Annotated in this window: 12 protein-coding genes; 6 read left to right on the top strand and 6 right to left on the bottom strand. The window is 44.6% G+C overall.

Annotation, left to right across the window (positions count from 1 at the left end; genetic code table 11):
- Positions 1-224: 224 nt before the first annotated feature.
- From CH376_RS02890 to CH376_RS02915, 6 genes are all read right to left on the bottom strand, one after another.
- Positions 225-950 carry an MORN repeat-containing protein gene (locus tag CH376_RS02890; protein ID WP_100783956.1) on the bottom strand — a complete coding sequence of 242 codons (726 nt, stop codon included), beginning with the start codon at positions 948-950 and terminating at the stop codon, positions 225-227.
- 44 nt (positions 951-994) lie between these two features.
- Complete coding sequence (locus tag CH376_RS02895; RefSeq protein ID WP_100783955.1) at positions 995-2,704, bottom strand: glycosyl hydrolase family 67; 1,710 nt, start codon at positions 2,702-2,704, stop codon at positions 995-997.
- Positions 2,705-3,574 (bottom strand): DMT family transporter, encoded by an 870-nt coding sequence (locus tag CH376_RS02900; RefSeq protein ID WP_100783954.1) that lies wholly within the window; start codon positions 3,572-3,574, stop codon positions 2,705-2,707.
- A 153-nt stretch (positions 3,575-3,727) separates the two neighbouring features.
- Complete coding sequence (locus CH376_RS02905; protein ID WP_100783953.1) at positions 3,728-4,810, bottom strand: fatty acid desaturase; 1,083 nt, start codon at positions 4,808-4,810, stop codon at positions 3,728-3,730.
- Between the two features lie 488 nt (positions 4,811-5,298).
- Positions 5,299-6,351, bottom strand: a complete 1,053-nt coding sequence (locus CH376_RS02910; RefSeq protein WP_243394646.1) for an AraC family transcriptional regulator — start codon at positions 6,349-6,351, stop codon at positions 5,299-5,301.
- 181 nt (positions 6,352-6,532) lie between these two features.
- A complete protein-coding gene (locus CH376_RS02915; protein ID WP_002152104.1) occupies positions 6,533-6,808 on the bottom strand; it encodes an RNA recognition motif domain-containing protein in 276 nt (91 codons plus the stop codon).
- A gap of 767 nt (positions 6,809-7,575) precedes the next feature.
- Here CH376_RS02915 and CH376_RS02925 point away from each other — a divergent pair.
- The 6 genes from CH376_RS02925 to CH376_RS02950 all read left to right on the top strand — a co-directional run bounded on the left by CH376_RS02925 (position 7,576) and on the right by CH376_RS02950 (position 21,170).
- Complete coding sequence (locus CH376_RS02925) at positions 7,576-11,121, top strand: hypothetical protein (RefSeq protein ID WP_100783951.1); 3,546 nt, start codon at positions 7,576-7,578, stop codon at positions 11,119-11,121.
- Between the two features lie 529 nt (positions 11,122-11,650).
- Complete coding sequence (locus tag CH376_RS02930; protein WP_100783950.1) at positions 11,651-15,007, top strand: Ig-like domain-containing domain; 3,357 nt, start codon at positions 11,651-11,653, stop codon at positions 15,005-15,007.
- 306 nt (positions 15,008-15,313) lie between these two features.
- Positions 15,314-16,903 carry a BTAD domain-containing putative transcriptional regulator gene (locus CH376_RS02935; RefSeq protein WP_100783949.1) on the top strand — a complete coding sequence of 530 codons (1,590 nt, stop codon included), beginning with the start codon at positions 15,314-15,316 and terminating at the stop codon, positions 16,901-16,903.
- 211 nt (positions 16,904-17,114) lie between these two features.
- Positions 17,115-18,137 carry a hypothetical protein gene (locus CH376_RS02940; RefSeq protein WP_100783948.1) on the top strand — a complete coding sequence of 341 codons (1,023 nt, stop codon included), beginning with the start codon at positions 17,115-17,117 and terminating at the stop codon, positions 18,135-18,137.
- A 46-nt stretch (positions 18,138-18,183) separates the two neighbouring features.
- Entirely contained in the window at positions 18,184-19,191 is a 1,008-nt protein-coding gene (locus CH376_RS02945; protein WP_100783947.1) for a putative solute-binding protein, read from the top strand.
- Between the two features lie 5 nt (positions 19,192-19,196).
- Positions 19,197-21,170 (top strand): TRAP transporter large permease subunit, encoded by a 1,974-nt coding sequence (locus CH376_RS02950; RefSeq protein WP_100783946.1) that lies wholly within the window; start codon positions 19,197-19,199, stop codon positions 21,168-21,170.
- Positions 21,171-21,259: the final 89 nt, after the last annotated feature.

Below are 21,259 nucleotides of genomic sequence, written 5' to 3' on the forward strand. Positions count from 1 at the left end.
TTAAGCGAATTCGTTTTTTGGTCCGGCAAATTTGAATTCTTAACTTCGAAAAAGAAACGTTGAGGCAAACTTTAATCCTCGAAAAAAAGCTGAGTAGTGCAACTTCCTGTGAGGAAATCCGTCTTTGAAAAAAAAGTTCGAGAATAAAATTCGAAATTCTCTTTGAGATCGGCTTAGAAAAGATCGAAATCAAAGAGAAAGATTCGTTTTGAAAAAGAGGAGGGTCAGTTCTTTCCGTAAGGGGAGTCCGCGCCGCGTCCGCCGCAAAGCACGATCTTGTTTTGAATCCTGCAATTCTGTTTGGATCCGTCAAAAGAGGAACTCATCGTTCCTTCCGCCGAGTTTCTTTCGTCTTGGAAGTCCCCTTCATAGACGCTCGTATCCGGAAACCGAACCTTACCCGGTCCCATCATCGCACCCGCCTGGAAGGTTCCTTCCAACAGAGCGCCGTTTTTAAAGATATAGGTTCCTTTTCCTTCCTTCAGATCGTCCTTAAACGTTCCGTCGAATTTGTCGCCGTTGGCGTATTTGATTCTTCCGGAACCGTTTCTGAGATCGTTTTGAAAGGCGCCTCTGTACTCGTCGCCGTTATCATAGATATAAGTTCCGATTCCCGAGGCGCAGTCTCCTTCGATACAACCTTGAGTCGGCTTTGCGTTCGGGTCTGCGCTGGCGGAACGATTTTCCGCGCCGGAAGAATTCGATTCTTCCGTTTCATTGTTCTGAGGTTCGTCTTCGGAATAGGCCGATCTTCCGGCTCCGCTCGCGGATTCGTTAGGCGCCAACTTCTTATCGCCGCCGGAACACTGGGTGAAAAGAATCAAAAATACGAACGTGCTTAAGAACGTCGAAAGTTTAGAATTTTTTAAAGAGACAAAACGAGCCGCAAAAACCCTAAAGAGAATCATAATTTTCGAATACTGAATGGAAGCATTTCTACCGGAGTTCATAGTCAAAATATTATTAAGTAAGCTGAAATCTGTCAAACCGATTTCTATTTTAAGAGTTCGGAGACCGGCATCGCTTGCTGATTGATAAACGAAGGAAGTTTCGAACGTATCTTTTGATATAAGAATAAATAAAAATGTCTCATAAGAGGATGAAATAAAATTCTATCGAGGACTCTCGTGTCTTTATTTTTTCGAATGAATGATTTCAGCAAAAGTTTAGACATAAATCCGGGAATTCTTTTGCGGGATAGAATTCTAAATTTATACGCATCCGGATAATTTTCCGCGTAGATCTTTGCAAGATGAATCGTCTCCTCTAAGAGATAGTTTTGTCTTTCCGGATCGGGAAGATAAAGAAGTTCTCTGCAAAACGCGAACAACTGAAACGTGTCGTATTGAAAACGAAAGTTGTAATTCAGTGAAATTCTTTTTGCGATTCTTCCCATCTCCTGTAAACTTTCAAACGCATCGTATCCCTTTTTTACGGAATCTTCTTTGTCTTTGCAAAAGGAATCGTAGAGAATTCTGAAATGATCGCTCACCGTCACGCGATCCCAGGTGATATGAAGCAAGGGCGGAATCCTGACCCTGTGGATATAGAGTTGTTGATTTGCAAATTCGGGATCGTAGAGAAGATTTAAAATCACGTTGTCCGAAAGGCGTAAGAATCGGACGAACTCCGAAAGATTTTTTCTTCCGTAAAACTTGCGGATGCTTTTTTTTACGCTCCAGTCCTTTTGAAAAAGCCCGATGCAGACAAAGGTGTTGAGTTCGTTCCAATACGAAGTATTCTTCAAAAACGTAATATTCTTAAAGGAGGACCATCCTCCCGTTTGGCACCAAACGCTGAATCCGATCAGATTTTTCGCTTTTTTTAGTTCTTCTTTGTAGGACGCATATTGCCAGCCGACAAAGGACGGGAACTCTCCGAATCCCTCGTATTCTCTTCTTGCCTGGAATTCCACGAGTTTTGGCCTTTCGTCCTGAAAGAAAAGGGAATTGAGTTTTAGATAACGGAAAAAATCTCCTTCTCCGTATTTCATGGAGATGATCAGGTTTTCTGTCGGAATACCCCGGAATACATTTTCGTAGGTTTTTGAATTCCAGATGAGATCTCCGATCGGATACGCGCCGATCGTCCAGGTCCGGAATATTAATGTTTTTGAATGTTTTTTGAATACGGGAAGAATTTCCTTCAAAAGCCGGTTTGCGTCTTCCGGAGTTTTTAGAAAAAGTCTGCTCCTGAATTCTCCTTGAACGTCGACTCCGTCGGATTCTCCGATTCTTAAAATGATTCCGTCTATGTTTTCAAACTCGGAAAAGAGTTTTTCCAAAACTGAAACAAAAAGAGAAACAACCCGATCGAACTCTCCGCTCGTTTCTTTTTCGATATAAGAGTTGGAAAAGAGAAAGTCGCTCGTGAGAAATACTTTCATCCGATTTTTCTTCGCGGTTTTAAAAAGTTTACGATAGGATTTTTGATAGGATTGAATTTTAGAACGAAGAACAGCCGGATAAAAAGGGAAGTCGACGAGAAAGGAAAGTTCGTCTATCGAGATCGCGTTGTACCCCATCTTGCCGACTCTCTTTACGTAAGAATCGAAATTCTCGCGTATCCTTTTGTGAGTCCTCTTTCTGAATTCTCGGTTTTTTTCTAAAAGCCCGATCGGCGCCTTGGACCAGTTGTGCGATTTGCCTGGAGCCTTTACAAAAAAAGGAGCGCTCGAATCGATGAGCGCTATATCCAAATTCATCTAAGGGTTGTCCTTTTTAAAACGGATCGTCTCGAGAGTTCCCGCGACTAAAATCAAAACTCCTCCCGTGATTTCCCGATAGCCCGGAATGTCGCCTAATATGATCCATGCGAGAAGAATGGAATACACTGGCTGGATGCTGGAAAGAATGCCCGCGGTTTTCAGTTTTAACTGAAACATGGACTTTACGTAAAGAGTGTGCGCGAACGCCGTAAAAAAAGTTCCGAGCAGAATCATAAGGCTCAAAGAACGTATGTTCGTCGGAATCGGATCCCAGTAACAAACCGGTGCGAGAAAAAAAGCCGCAGTAATCGATTGTAAGAACATCACCTGAGCGCTTGCGTGATGGGAAAGAAATTTCTTAGTGATCAGATTTCGATATGAGAAGGTGAACGCGGAAAAAAGACCGGAGAGAATTCCCAAAAACAAATCGTTTCCGGGTTTCAAATCCGGAACGAGAATTCCGACTCCCAAAAGAACCAGAAGCGCGAGAAATAGATCCGTTTTTCTAGGTCTGGTCGCAAAGTAGATTGGTTCGATAAAAACCGTGATGACCGGATGAGTAAACAAGGTGAGAACCGCGATCGCAGGAGAAGCAAGTCGAGCGGACGCGAAGAATGTGATCCAGTGGACCGCCAAAAGAATCCCGCTTCCGAGAGAGGCAAAATTCTCGGACTTGCTCGTGAAAAAAACGGGTTTGCCCCTCCATTTTAAAAAGAGATAGAGTCCGGCGCTGGCAAAAACGGTGCGGCTGAACGTGATCATCCAGACGCTTTCGTCGATCAACTTTGCAAAAAGGATATTTCCGCTGATAAGAAGCATCGCGAACTGAAATTCAAGGAATGTTTTTGTTTTGGATTCTGAGGACATGGAGGACTCTTCAACCAAAAGACGAGAAAGCTTTTTCCTGGAAAACAAAATTGATTTTTTTAAAACGAAAGAAAATCGAAAAAGAGAAGAAACTGTTTTGAAATTGTAAAACGGACCTTTCCGTTTCGAAAAAACGGAAAGGTGGGACTTTTGTTATGCGACTTCGGTTTCGATCGGATAATAACGATTGGCTCGGAGCATACTTTCAAAATCGTTAAACCGAATTCCGTAACGTTTCATCGCAGGATGAACGAACGGCGCCACCATCTGTCTGAGATAGAACGGTTGATTTACCACGAAGTGATGGATTCCGTGAGTGCTTCCGAAGTTAAAGCAAAAGAGGTGAAGAGGTGCCAAAAACCAAACGTTCAGAACTTGAGTCTGCTGATTGATATTTTTCACGTCTCCGTAGTAGTGCATATTGGAAGAAACGATCTGAATGCACGATTGACGGATCCAGTTGGGGATCAAGTAGATCACCGCCGCAGTGTTGAGAAAGGCGCGGGTCGGTTCTAAGAATTCGGAGTAGGGAATAGAATTTTGCAAACCGAGGAATTGACTTGTGTAGTGGAGGAGATTGAGTCCGAGAAAATTGTACCAAAGAGTGTAATAGACGACGAGCCAAGGCCAACTTTCTCTAACGATTTCCTTTCTTTTGAACTTGGGAGCGTCCTTCGCCAATTTTCTAAAATTAAGAATCGCCGAAATGTTTCCGTCGATCATAGCGAAGAACCGAACAAGTCCCGCCTTCATTCCGTTTCCGATCAGTCTTTCCTCGATATCGTCTTTGTTTCCGGAGACCTTGTGATGCAAGGTGTGGATCATTCTTCGATACCAAGGACTGATCGTGTTTCCGCGGAAAATCCAAACGGTCCAGAAGATCAGATTCTGCATCCTTTCGTCGTCTTTGAAGTAAAGATTGTGAATCGTATCGTGTTCTATCTCGTGGAGAAACGAAGCAAAGATCGCGTTAGCGACGATTGCGATCCAGGCCGGAATCGCGTTTGCGACGTAAAGCCCCGCGGTGAGAATCATAAGAGCCGCCGATCCGAACGTGATCGAAGCTCCCAAAAAATCCTGATGTTTCAAAATGGGAAATTTCTTTCTAAGATTTCGATCTCGAAATCGAATCCAACGCATGATCTTGATATTCTTTTCGCGCAACTGGAGTGTTTCCCATTTTTTGGGTTTTCTATTCGGAAGAATTTCTGTTTTCGCAAGTGTCAGAACGCTCATCTGGACCTCTTTTTCGTTTGGAGTTAGCCGTGATCTTAATTCCTTTTTTGGAAAGTGTCGTCTCATTCTATCGATTCGGTCGGGTGACGAAGTCGGAATCGATAAATTGCGGCCGGTAAACGACCGAAATTCCCGCTTGGAGGAACCGTCGGTGTTCGAGGTTTTACGTGAGAATGCTGTGACGATCGATTTTTGTAAGAGTTCCTACAAATACCGAAAAAGAAACTCTACTTGTCAAAAGTAGGCTTCTATGATGGAGGAGAATCTCCCCGAGGTTTTCCCTCCACCTGCGGCGCGACTCATAGAGGGTTGGCGCATTGAGTTTCACTAAGCCGGGCGCGCGGTTTTCACGGCGGATTTTCGGAATTCCGCCGGGTTTCTTTTGAGATAAAACAACGTTCGTTGCTGGAAAAATTAGGACGAATTACGAAAGATTTCCTTTTCTCTCGGAATTCTAAATAGGAGCGAAGAAGGTCTCGTTTTAAGATTCAGCTTTGGTTTTCTTTCAAAGACTTCGAACGATATTCGCTCGGAGTCAAACCCGTATGTTTTTGAAAGGCGCGGTTGAAGGAGGACTTGGTTCTAAATCCGACGGAATATGCTATATCGAGAATACTCTGTGTGGATTCTTCTTTGAGAAGACTACAAGCCTCGGAAACTCGAAAATCGTTTACAAAGACCGAAAAATTCTTACCCAATTCCTGATTTAAGAATTCGGAAACTTGATGCGTGGAAAGTGCGAGTTCGTCCGCGAGATCGCCGAGGCCGAGGTCTTCGTCCCGATATAGACGATCTCTTTCCATCAACTGCATTAGATTTTCCTTAAGAACCTCTCGATCGATTCCCACAAGAAGGGAACGCGCGTATTTTGCCCTCGTCGCTTGTGTGACTTCTTGGAGCTTCTGAAAGAATCCGGGATTTCTATGACCGATCAGATAGGCGGCACAGAGGGCAAATCCCATTCCGCCCGTAGTTAAGATTAGAAAGTCGGGAATCTTCGTGATAAAAAAGAAGGCCCCTAAAGTAAGATGAAGAAGAGAAGCTACAGCGAGAAAACTCAGAATTCTTGCAGTAGGTTCCGATTTCCAGACCTCCCATCTCCAGAGATCCTTAGAACTTTTCAAAACAAGGGAAATGTAAAGACCGATTCCAAAAACGGCAGGAAGTAAAATCCAATCCAAAGGGCTTGGAAAAATCTTTTTGACAAAGATCTCGTGTAGAACCGATTGAATGTCCGGATAAAAAAACAAAACCGCAAAGTAGATCAGAATTCCGGAGAACGGAAGAATGCAGTGAAAGATCGTTTCTTGTTTGGAGGCGGGAAACGATTCTCCCGTGCTCTCTTTGTAAATTCCGTACAACACGGGACCGACGGAGTAGAGCGCCGGGATATGAAGGAGAATCAGCCAGGAAAGTGAACTCTCTTTCGAGGTAAGAATCGAAATGGAACTCCCTTGTAGGATGGACATTCCTAAAAATAGAAATCCTAAAAGATAATTGAGCCGGTTCTTATGAAGGAGGACGATCTGTCCCAGAAACATCAGACAACCCAGGGAGGTTCCGAAAATTCCCATCCAATGAAAGATAGAATGAATTGTATTTGGGAGAAAGTGAACGGATTGTGAGGAAGGAAAACCGAACTCGGACACAAGTGCGAACGTTAAAGGTCCGTGCGGCTTCTGTCAAGGGAGAAAAGCCGGAGCTTCTCCCCCTTGAAAAAGATCAGTATCTAGATCTAGATTTTTCCGGAAAAGGTTTTTTAGGAAGCGCTTCGTTGACTTTGATTTCTCTTCCACGGATTTGAGTTCCGTTTAAGCCGTCAATCGCCGCATTTCCTTCGTCTTTGTTCGCCATTTCCACGAAAGCCAGTCCCCGGGATTTGCCGGAAAGTTTATCAGTGATGATGCGTACAGAGGTTACTTCTCCAAAAGATTCAAAAGCTTTACGGAGATCGTCTTCGGTTGCCTGATAGGCGAGGTTGCCTATGTAAATGTTCATGAGAAAGGGTCCTTACAAAAAATTACTGGCTTTTAATTCTGAAACAGTTACTAGGTGAGACCAATCAATCAGCGGGATTCGGGAGAGAGATGACCTTTCCTGGTTGCTTACATAGTTCAAAAGTTCTCAACTGACCCGGGAAAAGGCAGCTAAAAATTCCAGTCGCGCTCACGGTAGTCAGAGTCAAAAAAATGTCAAGAAAATCTCATATTTTGTGTAAGGAACCGTGAAAAATCAAAACTTAAATTTTACATTTCTTTGATTTTGGGATCCGGTTTGCCCCTATGTCTCGCATACGCGAGCGTTTGCTCTTATTTTTTTGAACTTGGATTTTTTAAAATTCAGTCGTTCGATTCTTATCCTTTTCGATTGAAAAGAATTCTTCCTCGATGTAAGAGACCTTTTTGTTTTGCGGTTGTTGCGACTTCTTTCCGTTCTTCGAATGCCATTTTTCTTTTGTTCGGAAAGATTTTTAGTTTTTGAATGTGAATTGAAAATAAGATTTCCTTCGAACCCGATTCCAAAGATCGAATTTCAAAATTCAAAAAACGGAATCTGATTCTTCCCACTTTTCGTTCTAAAGAAAAGTTTAAGAAGAATTCTTACATTCTTTATTTCATAACGATTGTTATGTTTTATTTGTTGTCCGGATTTTCGAATCTCCTCCGGTATTTTTTCTTCCCTTCTTTTAGAATATAAGCCCGAAATAAGGGAGCTGTATCCGGTTTTCGTATTCTTTCCATGCGATTTGAAATGGAGAATTGAAAATGAAATTCTTATCTTGGAAATATACGGCGATCCTTTGGATCCTCTGCGGATTTCTTTTTTGCAAACCGGAGGAGAAGAAATTCGACGCTCTTTCCTTTTACGATAATATTGCCGACGACGGCGGATTGAAACTTTTCAATCTTCTCAACGAATATCCTTCTTTGAAGGCGGGATTTCAAAGTCTTCAACCGGAACAGTTCAACGTCAGATTGGACAGTTCCATGCGCAAACCCGCTCGCAGAGATATCACCGGTTTTTTGAGAGTTTCTTCCGATATGCTTTTGAAGCCGGAAGCGCGAGTAAGGGAATCTCTTCTCAAAGCGAATACTCTGATTCATCGTCTGAAAGACGCGCCTTCCGGCGCCTTTGAAGGAATTCTTCCCTGGCTGGAAAGAATTAGGAAATACCCGGGCCAGGTTGTTCGAAATCTTTCGCCTATCAGTCAAAAGGCGCTCATCTATCTTTACAATACGTTTAACACGGGTGATACGGAGATAAAATACAAGGAACTTTCCGCGGCGCTTGCGGATCCGGATATGACCGAATTGTTTCAAGATCTGGAAACGGTTCTTCACAAAGCCTTGGTTCAAAATTCAAACGCCCGATCCGGAGTAGAGTCCATTCTCAAAGGAATGATCGATCCGACTTTGAGCGCGGATAAGGTTCTCAAAAATCAGATGATCCGCCTGATCGCCGAAATCGGAAACACGTTTCAACAAAGGGCGGGTTTTAGCGATTTTAAGTCCTCGGATACGACTCTTAAAGATCTGATCGTTAATTTAGAAAAATATTATACTGTCGGAGGTTCGGTCCACGATTCTTCCTCCGTCAACGATTATCGTGATCCGGATTATCCTTCGGACTTCGCGGTCGTACTTACGGAAGTTTTCCGTTATCTCAGGCCGATGCTGACTAACGGAGGATCCTTTACTAAAGATCCGAATGTCCTCTTAGGAAAGGAGTTGAGTAAGAATCTTTTCAATCTCGGATTTTTGACCTCCGTCGAGGATGTCGATTTTTCTCTGAAAGAATTGATCCGTATGGATTATCTTGGAAGGGATCGTGCTTACGGCGGCTTTGAATATAAGATTTCGGCTTTAGAACATCTGCTGTTTCTCCTAACGCTTGCGGATACTTACGGGTTTCGATGGGAGAATCCCGCCGATACTACGATCATGAGTTTGGAACCGAGTTCGGCGAACGGCGGGCCTATGACGGGAGGAGTTCTTACCGTCGGAGACAGCATCTACGCTCTGGGTTCGGCGATGACCGGCAACCTCGGCGTCAAAGCGTTCTTAAATCAAAGTGCGAACGACCAAGCCGTGTTTCGAAACGGGGATTCGAATTCTCCAATTCCCTTTACGATGGGAATCAACACTCCCACGTTAGCGCTTCTCGAAGCTCCCGATCCTTCCACGGTTCCGTCCGCAACGGATCCCGTATTTACAAAGACGATTCCTTTTATGATGAAGTTGATCGTGAACGTGGTATTTTCCGGGGGCGGTCCGTACTATAACAAAAACCGAATCGATTCAAACGGTAATATCTACAGCCTCGACGGAAATCTTTATATGGATTCTTTTGGAAACGATCTGATCTATAAATCTTCTTGGTCCAGTTCCGAGTTTCGCATCAAAGTTTCAGACACGGCTTCCGGCGCATGTACGAACGGAAGTTTGTGCCGTTGGGTCGGTCCAGGCGGAAGAGAAACTAACGCAAATTATGCGAACAACCAATTTACGCCCGTAGCTTCCGGAGTGAACGAAAGCGGCGCGAAAGGTTGGAGCATCCCCATTTGGGAAATCGCAAAGTCCGGTTCCGAAAGGGCTCTGGAATCGGATGAAGAGGCGATCTATAAGAATTTCCAGTGGTTGCTTTCCGAAAAAAGAATGGTCGCAGTGATTCCTCTTCGAGCTTCCTTAGGTCCGGGAGTTCCTTATAAGATGGCGGCCTTTGTGACCGTGATCGCGAACGGACTCAAAGGTTTGATGGGCGCAAAACCTCAGTTCCAAGACGGAGGAAGCTGTTCTTCCAAGATCAACGGAAAGTGGATCCGGCTCGGTTCCCTCTGGAAACCCGGGTGCGCTTCTTCCACTCAGCCGAATTTTAGAACGGCCGGAACTCCGGTCCTTCCGGAGAATTTTTCGACTCTTCCCGGAGACAGTATGTTTTTTTTGGAAGCCTGGGACTACGGAACGAGCGGGAGTAATCCGATCACTTTTAATAGTTTAGGAGATTCTAATGTTTACAATATCTTCTATCCTCCGAGTTCCCAATACGGGGTTTTGCCTCCCGTATTCGCATTCAATTTTCCCGTTATGGAAAGACTTTCCTTTTTGACTTCCGATTCGGTAACTCCTTCTCAAGTGAATTCGTATTGGAATCAGAGAAACAAACTTCTTCCTTTGATCGTTTCTCTCGCAAAAGTCCTCGCGGATCAGAGCGATTCTTTAAATCAAAAAAATCCGTTTCAACTTCTCACAGGACTGAGCGCCGCTTTGACTCGTCCTCTTCTCACGAAGACCGTGGATTTAGAAACGAATTCGGGAGGAACGACGATAACAATCGTAAAGACCGCCTTGCCGAACGGAAGATTTAGAAACAGACTCGCAGGTCAGGACGAATATCTTTTTCGTCAGAATGATCCGGTCACCGAGGAACCGATTCGAAGTCCGCTTTCGGTTTTGATCGAAAAAGAAAGGGGGTTTCAAGACGGAATTTTGAATCTGGTTTCCAAAACGAAACTTTTAACCAATCTTGTTCGGATGTTGGCCGAGATGGGAAGACCGAGCAGACAAACGGGTGCGGATCTTTTTTTCGCCGGCCTTGCATCTTTTTGCGGCGAGATAAAAATTTCTTCGGAGTCGCCTAGTCCGGTTCAGTTCAATCTTCAGACTTATCTTGAAAAGTTGCGGAGCGATCTGGCCGTTTATCCCGACACAAGACCGACTAACGTGTATGATCCTCTCTGGGACGACATGGGAGTTGTCGCGGTCAGATTGAGAGATTATCTTTCGAAAGATTCCGTCTATTCGTTGATTCCGATGTTTGATTTTTCGATGGATCTTATTTTGGAAGTCAAGCCTAGCGGAGAGGAGGTAGTCCATCTTCTCAATCTTTTGGGTTCGATCTTCCAAAATAAATCCGGCGAAAGAGACTTTCTCGTAACCGGTCTTTTGACCTCGGACATGCCGGCACTCATACAAGTGTCCGCGGCTTACGGAAGAAGTATCAACGGAGTTCTTATGGGCTTATCTCTTACGGGAGAATTTTTCAGTTACATAGAAGCGGATATGAACACGCCCTACACGATCCGGGATATCTTCGACGATCTGGATCGACTTACGGTTTCCGATATGGTGCAGAGTCGATCCGGAAATCATTCCCTTCTTTATAGCGCCGGAGTTTTGATGAATCTTTTCGCGGACATCACCGAAAGGGGGAGGAAACCCTTTCCGGATGGGGCCGTCTTTTGGGATCGTTTCAACAAGAATGAAGATTCCGCCACTTACTGGGATAACTTGACCAGTATATTCAGTCGCTAATCGACGGATTGCCTCAATCTAAATCTCTAAAAGCTGAATCCATGGAGCCGGCCCAAAAGGACCGGCTTTTTTTGCGAGGCTCGCTTTCGGATTTCAAAGTGCAAATTCCTTTTGATCCGAAGATGCCTGCGATTTTGAGACAAATATTTTCGTGCTTCAAATCGGATTTGTTCCAATTTCTTCTAAACCCGACTTGAAGTTCAAAGATAAGAGAATCTTGCGGAGGGATTGTTTGCCGGAAGAATCGGAGGTTTCGTCAATTGAGGCCATTTCTTCCATTCTTCGAAGATTGAAGCGGGTTTTGAGCCGTGCATTTTGAATTCTTTACAATCGAAAAAATCGGCTTATCAAAGGAGTGGGGGAGTTTCCACATTTCTTTAAAAAGAACAAGCGTAATAAAAAAATCTTTTTTATTCGAACATTCGAAAAAAAACCAAAATATAAGTATTGAGTAAGTCTGAAATCGGCCCGCTCCGTATTCTTTCCTTTGTTTTTAAGGGAAATAGAACGAGACAGGACGGAGTTTCAGATGCTAATTCAGAAAATCAAATTTATCGGACTCGTAATCTTCATGAGCGCTCTTTGGGTGAATTGCTCCGATAAAAAGAAAGATTCCGGTTTTGATCTTTTGGCGCTTTTTGATATAGGTGGAACTTCCGGCGGGCAGAGTCCGAACGCGTCGGTGATTCCTGCCTACAACAACGTGGACAATAACGTCGCGACTTTGCCTGCGAACTTCGGACAATCGGGGCCTCAGGCTCATCTCTTTATCAATTCGTATGAAAACGTAAATCGATATAAGGACTTGGAGATTCAATTCTCCAAACCGATGAACCGCGCGCTTACAGAAGCGAGCATAACGTTGCAGGGAACTTCCGGAGCTTTGGCAGGACCGGGAATCGGAGCGGAATTTTACTGGGCAAGCGAGCAAAGACTGATCCTCAATCCGTATAGAGAATTAAAACCGGGAGAAAAATACACTCTGTCGATAAGCCAAAACGCTTTGACGGTTTCCAACAAACCTCTCATCTCCTATTCTCAAGAATTTAAGACGACATTAAACTATTCCCTTAACAATTCGATCGTTCAGGGAGCCATGACCCGCGCTCTCAACGGAACCGACGATATTTCTTTTGATACCTCCGCGGATATAACGATCAATTCCACGTTTCAAAATCCGGTGAACGGAGAGAATTATATAGACTCGGTTTATCTGAGAAAAAGCGGATCCGGTTCTTCGATCAAAATTTGTCCGAGCTCCGTACCGGGTTCATCATGTTCTATGAATCCGATCAGTCTAAATCTTTCCGGTTCCGCTCTTCCTCCGGCAATCGGAGGAAACACCTATTACTACGAGATTCAGACAAAGTTCGGGCAGAGTTATAAAAAATACTTCAGCTTCAACTACGGAAATCTAACAAACGCAAACAATCTTCTTGCGAATATTTCAAACGGAGTAATGGACGAAGCGCAGATGCTTCCTTTTCTCGGAAAAGTCATTCAGAAATTTACGACAGGAGCCTTTAAGGTTCAGGACAACAACGGAACTCCGAGAACGTTTCAGGAATTCTTAATAGGACTTCCGGATCACTCAAAAAAGAAATTTTTTGACAACGGCCAATGGAACATCGGAGAGGCTTGTATTCGCCCCGGACAAGCGGGTTCAGGCGGAACCAACAAAATAGACGATTTTAAGAATCAAGAATTTATTTCCGTACTAGGCGCGAAACCCGGCTCCGAAGGAAGAGGTTATTGTTGGGTTCCGTCTTCGACTTATCCTACTTATCCAACTTCGATCGTCGGACCAAAAGGCGCAGAGGATCAGGGAGAATGGGCGTTCGATAAATGGCCGAAAGCTGCTGCTCCTTTCAGCAGATACAACGCTCCTTTGGAGGATTCTTTGGGAGCGGCGAGTATGACGATGGATGTCTACGTTACCGATATGAGACTTCCTTCCTTCGTTAAAAATTCTTCCGGAACACAACTTGGAAATATTTCGGCCGACCTCAAAGTAAATCCTGGAACGGCGAACACTTCTCCCGGACTCGGTTTGGATCTGAGTTCGCGTTATGTGGAGGTTGATCTTTTTATCGTTTCCCGATACGAGGATTGGTACACGATTTTTATTTCGCCGGGCACGCTTATGTATTTCAAGACCACGGCCCGATTGAATTGGGATCCGAATGCAGATCCGAACTTAAACGGCGGAAATAACGCTCTACCTAACATTTATCTCACGACTCCTTCTTTAAGAATGGCGAGAGCCAGAAATTCCCTTTCAGTGGATTCAACGGGAGCCGTTTCTATGGCGGTAAGAACTCCGTTTGCGGTAAACAATTCCGTCTTTCCGAATAATCCGAGTAATGCGGACATCGATTCCGTAACAAATAACTTCTTCGTATTGCCTTGGTCCAATCCTACTTTTCTTCCGATGGGAATCTATTCCGGCGCCGAGGATACGAAAGATTTTATGTACACCGCGCCGATGGAATACATCGCATCCAACGAAGGAGGAGTGGACAACATTCTGGTTCCTTTGATCGGAAGGGGAACGGTTCAAAATCTTGCGGGTGGAACGGTTCCTTACGTAAAGGGAATTATCACTCAGTATATGTTAAAAGACATCGTTCAAAGAATTGCACCTAACGTGCTGAACTCCGTGGTGGGAGCCCTGAGAGACGACGGGGTGACGATTCAACTTCCGAGTTATCTTCCGCCGCCTTTGAAGAACTTTCCTTTGACGGTTAAGATGAAACTCAGACAGGAGAGCGTGATCAAACACGACGGAATCAACAAAGGACTTGTGAGCAATCTGGATCTTTCCTTTTCAAGTAATTACGTGGACCCTCAGGGAAAAGGACTTAGGACCCAGGCCGCAAAATCAGGGATGATTCTTACGCGAAACTCGGCGACTCCGTTTCCATCCGCGTACCAGTTTACTCAAAGTCACGCAAATCCGGGCTTTCTGCTTTCCTTACATTCGGATACGATTTCTCAGGCGGCCTTTCATCTCTGGCAGAGAAGGGGGCTCGACATCAATATGAACAAGGCTTTCATCGATACGATCAACAGTTATTCCGGAGGAAATCCTCTCTTTCAGTTGACGACAACTTTGCTGAAAGCCTCGCCTATCATTACGATTCTCGCGCCGGGAAGAGAAAAATTGCAGGGTTTAGACGGTTCAAACGCGTTAGCTCCGGCCGCGAAACCGTACGACGATATAGAAATGGTCATGGAGCCGGTCTTGGCTCCGAGCGTAAAATTCAAACCGATGACCGGAGCCGGAATCCCAAAGTTGCGGTTGTTTTTTACGGAGATGCAATTGAAGATCGTGGCAAAAAAACCGGCAAGTTGTACGGGGCTTACCGGTGCGGAATTGACCGATTGTGGAAACGATACGAGGCCGAGCGGTTATTCTTACACGTTAGGCGCCGTTCGTATCAGTCTTTCTGCGGACGCGGATTTTAAGTTTATAACTTTCTCCAATCCGAACAACGATCCTAATTTACAAAACTTGAATGCGCTTCAGGTAGTCCTTTCGACTTCGAATCTGGATTATACGGTCGAAGTGTTGGAAGGGCAGGCATACAATCCGTTCGGATTGGATCCGGATGGAATCTACAGCGTGATCGAACCCTTGGTGACTTCTCTCGTGGTTCCATTGATCAACAGCATCTTGAAGGAAGTACCGCTCCCGCCGCAGATCAACTTTCCTAAGTTAAGACATCCCTCGAACAACACAGCTTGCGCGATCAACGCGAGAAGTAACGTTATACAGTTCTTCACTCTCGCAACGGAGAATACTTCGGATCCTTATATGTTAGGCGGAATGAGATTTGTCGGAGCGGCGGCGAACGATCCGAGTTCATTGATCATTTGTCCTTAATGCGGTTCGGACCTTTAGAGAAATCCGTCCGAGGCTTTGTCAAAGAAGGAAAAACGATCCTCTCCTTTGAAACGATTTCAAAACTCGCTTGGTCGCAGGAAGTCCTACCTATGAGAAAGAGAAGAACAACGTTTATTTTGTTTCCTCTTTCTTAAAAAAACGCAAGTTTCTCTAAAAAACTAATTTCAAAATCGGAATTCTCTGCTTTCTAATACTTGCTAAAGAATTTTGATTGATAAAAAATTATGAGCTTTTATTCACAATTTAACTGAACAGTTGTAAGATAAAAAAGGTATTTGAAAATAAATGAATATAACGCTCTATCAGATTTCATGCTACTTAGTGACGACGATTCTCGCTTACAGGACGCTTCACAATTTATTCCTATTTTATAAGAATAGAAAACAAATCTATCTCCTTCACTTCGCGTTCTTGCAGGTTGCCTACGGATTTTACCTTTTATTTTTTACGAAAACGGTCAATGCTGCCAGCGCTCAAGACGCTTTGGTTTGGGAGCGTTTTGAAAACGCTTGCATCCCGATCTTTGGAATGAGCTTAGTCCTCTTTGTAAACAGCTATCGCAGAATTTTTAGCAAAGACTTTGTTTATCTATATATTCTTCTCAACGTGCTCTTATCGGGTGTGATTCTTGCCGATCCGAATTCTTACCATATCGGACTCGCGCACGAACGAAAGTTTCCGGCTCTGGGAATCGTCATCTATGAAACTGACCAACCGCTTTTGGTTCAGTATTTTTATCTTTCCGGAATTCTGATGATTTTCTGGACCTTATTCAAGGTTATCACTCAGTTCTTACGAAACTTATTTAGAAATCTATTTCTCTTAGTAGGTTTGATCATCTTTTTCACGAACGCTTTTTTGGATATCCTGGTCGCGATGGATCTGCTTCCGTTTCCGTACACTTCCCATTTTAGCTTTTTGATTTTGATGTTCTCCGTGGATTCATTCTTAACTCTGAACAAGTCGGGAAGGGAGATTCGGGAAGAATTAAAACAAGCCTTGGTTTCTCCTCAGGAATTCGAAATGAATCCGACTCAATCAATCGGTTCGAAAACGAAAGCAGAAAAGGTGAACGCCGCTTATGCGAAGATCGGTTCTCCTGAAGGAGAGAGGGAACAGATTTTTATTCGGGCTCTCGGAAGTTTGGAACTGGAAAAGGGCGGGGTTCGCATTCCTCAGACTGAGATATCGAGTAAAAAGAAGATGCTCAAACTTGTAAAAATTCTTTTGGTGCGTTTCGAGAAGGGAATCCATAGAGAAGAACTACTGGAACTTTTATGGCCGGGAATGACCGATAAGAATGCGTTAAACAGTCTTCACGCTCTTTGTTTCCGATTGCGGAGAATTATCGGAAACCCGGAAGCATTGGTGTTTTCCGAGGATCGTCTTTTTTTCAGACAGGATCTTGTTCAGACCGATTTTCAGATGTTCGAAAAACACTACGAAGGCGGGGCCAAAGCCCTTAGGAAAGGGGATATGGAATTGGCGATCCAGGAATTTCGTTTTGCGAGAGCCTTTTACAGAGGAGATTTTTTCGACTTTGATTTGTATTTTCCGGAATCGGAGATCAGAAGAGAATACATTCGAAAGAGCCTGATTGAAATATTTCGATTTCTGTGCGAGAAGGACGCGGAAAGAAAAGAGATGGAAGGTCTTTTGGAAGATTCCGCGAGTTGGATTCGTTTGGACGACTTGGACGAACGCGCTTGGAGATTTCACTTCGAAGCGCTCTTACAATTAGATCGGAAGAACGAAGCCCTTCGAAAATACGAGGAGTTTCGAAAGTCTCTGAGGAAAGAATTGGGGGTGGAACCAGAATCGGAAACTCTCAATTTGATCGAAAGAATTCGGTCCGGAGCGGTGAGTCGCGCTTAACGTATTGCGATTCTGGATTTTCTTCTTTCTCGATTTTGATTCTTCGGTGAAGGAATCTGTCTTAAGGAAAGATAACGAACGTTTTGCCATCAATGAACTTCTAATCAATTTATAAGAATGGCTTTTGAAATAAAACGACCATTCTAAAAAAAAGTCATGGACGGATCCGACGCCATGATTAAGTTTCATTAAAATCTCTTAAGCGATAAATATGTTCCAAACGAAAATTCAAAAATCAAAAGTTGGTTTCCTCTTATTTGTAACGATTGTTACAATAAGCGCATTCTCTTGTTCGTTGGTTTACAACGTTACGGGAAGGACGATTTCTTCCTATGCTGAGGATCATCTGATTCCTTATATGCTTGGATCCAAAGACTTGGATTCGATTTGTAGCGCCGGCGTTAGCTTGGCTCCGCTGATAGCTTCCTTTGAAAGAGTGAGTAAAAGTCCTGATCTTCCGGTTCTCGTCGCGATGCTCGGAGCAGGAATGTGCGCGGAAAAAAAAGCGCAGGAAGCCGAACTCCATTATCTCTCGGCGGTTCGTAAGGGAAAGGGAGACGAAGCGACGGACCACCAGGCGGTGGAGATTCGAAATCACGGTCTTGCAGCGAAACGATACGGGGAAGCGTACCGCAGATTCAATCTTTACTACGGGGAATGGAACGGCAAATGTCCTTCCCTTTCAAAGGAAGATCAGTTTTACTATTTGATCGGACTTTCAGCGAGTCTTCTTGCGATTCTTCACGATCGTGCGGCGCAAGGAGTGGGTAACGTTCCCACCGACATTCCTTCGATTGTGTCTAACGCATCCAAATGTCTGAACCCGGAAGAATGGTGGGGAGTGCCCCTCGCGCTGGAAGCAATCATCTGGCTTTCGATTCCGGGCGCAACTCCGGCGGGAAAAGACCCGTTTCAACAACTCGATCGCGCGGTCGCGTTAGGCGACAAGGCGGGCGTGAGTCTTTCACGCGCCTTTCAGATTCAAGCGTTAGCCGGAAGAGGAAACCAGGAAGCGATCAAAAAGGCTGTGATAGAGCACGCTAAACTTTTGGAAAAAGGACAATCGCGACCGGACTATCAGCTTTTGGAAGCCTACGCGGAGCAACTTTCCAGACACGAATCCGATAAAATCTGGATCAAAGAGAAAGGACACAGAGGTCCTTTGCTTCTTGGAAGTTTCCCGCAGGGAAAAAGGGACATGAAGGAAGACGACGATCTACTGAAAGGCCTTTGAACTTTTACGCCATTCTAATTTGAATTCAATTGATAGGAGAACATCCATGAAAAAAATCCGTATATTTTTAATCGCGACCGTAGCTCTTCTGCTGACGTCATCCGTCTTTGCGGCGGATCCGATCAACAAGACGATCTGTATCTTCGATCCTTCCGGAACGCACGGCGATATTTATAAGTCAGCTCTTCGCTATCAAGCGCAGGCTCTCAATTGGGGAATCCGTCTGGAGCCGAAGGCATATACGGACGAGGTAGTTGCAAACTCCGACTTCAAAGCGGGAAAGTGCAACCTCGCGTTTCTGACGAGCCTTCGCGTTCGCGGTTATGTTCCTCAATCGGGATCACTCGAAGCGATCGGTGCGCTTCCTTCCTACGATCTTTTGAAAAGAACGATCGACGTTTTGTCCAATCCTAAGGCAAGACAGCTCAACGTTGCCGGAGAATACGAAACGATGGCGATGTTTCCGGGGGGCGCTGTTTATCTTCTTTTGAGGGATAAGAATCTTCGTTCCATAAAGGATCTCGCGGGAAAAAAGATCGCAACTTTAACGTATGACCAAGCGGCTACGACGATGGTAGACGTCGTAGGATCTTCGATGGTTCCGGCGGAGATCGCCACTTTTGCGGGAATTTTTAACAACGGACGGGCCGACGCGTGTTATTCTCCCGCGGTCGGTTTTAAACCTCTGGAACTTATGAAGGGTGTTGTGCCTAACGGAGGAATCGTTAAGTTTCCGATAGGGCAACTTACGTTTCAGATCGTGGGAAAGACCGCGGATTTTCCTGCGGACTATGGAAATCAATCCAGACAATGGGCCGCCACACAATTTGAAACGATGCTTGAGCTTACAAGAAAAGCTGAGAAGGAAGTTCCTGCGAAATATTGGTTGGAAGTTCCGAAAGAGGAAATCAAGGGATACTTCGAAAAATTCAGAGAGGTTCGTATCAAACTCAGAGACAAAGGCGTTTATCACGCTTCGATTCTCAAACTTATGAAGGGTGTTCGTTGCAAAGCCGACGCAAACGCTGAAGAATGTTCCGATTCCTTAGAATAAAAAACATGGCAAAAAAAATCGTATCCTGGGCGGTTCTGCTCTTTCTTTTCGTACCTCTGGTTCAAAGTTTCGGTCAATTGGTACAAGCTCGAATGCTCGAGCTTGGGGAAACCATCTGGCCGCGTTATGCGGAAATTCGGATCAGCTGTATCGCATCTGAAATCAATTCTCAGGAAAAAGTCGAAGTAAGCGCATCCGATTCCGCGCTTCTCGACGAATTGGATCTCGGATCCGGAAATTCAAAAACCGGCGCTAAGAAGGAGAACGTTCCGGCATCTACCGCGCTGACTCCGTTGGAATTGACTTTCGGGCAAAAGTTATATTGCGGAACGGAGAGAAAACTATCAACGATTACTATCTTTGCGATCGATTATATTCCGATGACGATGGTGATTCTTCTTCTCGTCGCCGGGATCGTATCTACGACGAGACGATATCATATCGCTCTCAAAAATCCCGAAAATCGAAAGGAAGAATTGGCCTCGGAGGGTAGTCAGATCGCCGCGAACCTGATCCTCATCCTTTCCGCTTCTTATATGCTTCCCTTTAGCAAAGGTGTGGAGGCACAGATTCAGATCCTCTGGATCGGCGGATTACTTTTTCTTACGGCGTTGAACGTAAAGAATATTATGAATTCGGAATTTACCAATTTATCGGAAGGACAAGCTACGAGCAGATTGTCAGAAATTCTTCTTGCGATTCCTTTGTATTGTTGGATGGCGCTTGTTTGCGGAATTTATTTTACGCTGATCGAACATCATCCCGCTGGCCTCGCGATTTATCTTCAAAAGCTGACGGCTCACGCGACCCTTTATATTCAGATCGGTCTTTACGTCTGGACCGGAATTTTACTCAGAGATACTTCGTTAGGAAGAAGATTTTTCGACCTTCTGAAACCGTGGAAATTGCCGGCAGAACTTTTAGCGGTAATCGTCGTAATCGCCGCGGCGTTGCCTACCGCATACAGCGGCGCCTCGGGTATCGTTGTGCTCGCGTTAGGCGCGACAATCTTTGTGGAACTGAGAAGGGCAGGCGCTTCTCAGGAAAGAGCGTTAGCCGCAACTGCGATGAGCGGAAGTTTAGGAGTGGTTCTGCCTCCTTGTCTACTCGTAGTCATCGTGGCTTCTTTGAACTTGGACGTGACTACAGACGAACTTTTTCACTGGGGATGGAGGGTCTTTGCCGTTTCCACGACTCTTTTTTTGGTGGTGAGTTGGTTTTTGAGAAAGGGATCTTGGAAGATTCAACCTGAACAGAACGCGCTCGGGAAAACTTGGGAAGTCTTTAAGCCCTTCAGTCTTTATATCTTGATCGCCGTGGTTATCGTCTTCGTTCTCGTTTTCGGTTTGAATACCCATTTCGACGAACATACCGCTCCGTATATGCTTCCCATCGCGATGCTTGCTTTGATCTACTGGGATCACAAACAAAGTCAAAAGGAACATCATCCCGCCTCGGGCGCAAGGGACGTGATCAAAATTTCAAGAACTTCCTATGATACTGGCTCGCACTTGGGAGCGCTTCTGATGTTAATGGGGCTTTCTGCATGTATGGGCGGAGTTTTTGAAAGGTCGAACGTGATCAATCTTTTCCCGACTCAGTTGGGCTCGCCGCTTTCGGCGATGATCATTCTTACATTTGTCTTAGTGATCATAGGAATGCTCATGGATCCTTACGGGGCGGTGATTTTGGTTTCGGTGACGCTTTACCCGATCGCAAAGGCGAACGGGATTCATCCATTGAACTTTTGGATGACCGCGTTAGTCTCCTTTGAATTGGGATATTTGACGCCTCCGGTCGCGCTCAATCATCTCCTGACCAAACACGTCGTGAGGGAATATCTTGAAAAAGAACCGAACCTTCATCACGAGAGTTTTTTTTCAAGATACGAAAGGGTGATCGTTCCGATCATAGTCTTGTTTTTGACTTTGATTGTGACGGCGTTCGGCCCTCTTTTATATCAAAGTTGGAATTCTTAAAATAAGGATTCAGATTCTTCCCTTTAAAAAAAGCACGGAAAAATTTTCCGGGCTTTTTATTTTCGAAAGAATGAGACTTAAAAAAATCT

It is taken from the genome of Leptospira adleri, assembly GCF_002811985.1.
Lineage (GTDB): Bacteria > Spirochaetota > Leptospiria > Leptospirales > Leptospiraceae > Leptospira > Leptospira adleri.

Bases quoted from the DNA above. Each gene is read 5' to 3' on its own strand.
- CH376_RS02910 (WP_243394646.1), bottom strand. From the start codon at position 6,351: ATGTTTCTGGGACAGATCGTCCTCCTTCATAAGAACCGGCTCAATTAT.
- CH376_RS02945 (WP_100783947.1), top strand. From the start codon at position 18,184: ATGAAAAAAATCCGTATATTTTTAATCGCGACCGTAGCTCTTCTGCTG.
- CH376_RS02895 (WP_100783955.1), bottom strand. From the start codon at position 2,704: ATGAATTTGGATATAGCGCTCATCGATTCGAGCGCTCCTTTTTTTGTA.
- CH376_RS02890 (WP_100783956.1), bottom strand. From the start codon at position 950: ATGAACTCCGGTAGAAATGCTTCCATTCAGTATTCGAAAATTATGATT.
- CH376_RS02950 (WP_100783946.1), top strand. From the start codon at position 19,197: ATGGCAAAAAAAATCGTATCCTGGGCGGTTCTGCTCTTTCTTTTCGTA.
- CH376_RS02930 (WP_100783950.1), top strand. From the start codon at position 11,651: ATGCTAATTCAGAAAATCAAATTTATCGGACTCGTAATCTTCATGAGC.
- CH376_RS02905 (WP_100783953.1), bottom strand. From the start codon at position 4,810: ATGAGCGTTCTGACACTTGCGAAAACAGAAATTCTTCCGAATAGAAAA.
- CH376_RS02900 (WP_100783954.1), bottom strand. From the start codon at position 3,574: ATGTCCTCAGAATCCAAAACAAAAACATTCCTTGAATTTCAGTTCGCG.
- CH376_RS02940 (WP_100783948.1), top strand. From the start codon at position 17,115: ATGTTCCAAACGAAAATTCAAAAATCAAAAGTTGGTTTCCTCTTATTT.
- CH376_RS02925 (WP_100783951.1), top strand. From the start codon at position 7,576: ATGAAATTCTTATCTTGGAAATATACGGCGATCCTTTGGATCCTCTGC.
- CH376_RS02935 (WP_100783949.1), top strand. From the start codon at position 15,314: ATGAATATAACGCTCTATCAGATTTCATGCTACTTAGTGACGACGATT.
- CH376_RS02915 (WP_002152104.1), bottom strand. From the start codon at position 6,808: ATGAACATTTACATAGGCAACCTCGCCTATCAGGCAACCGAAGACGAT.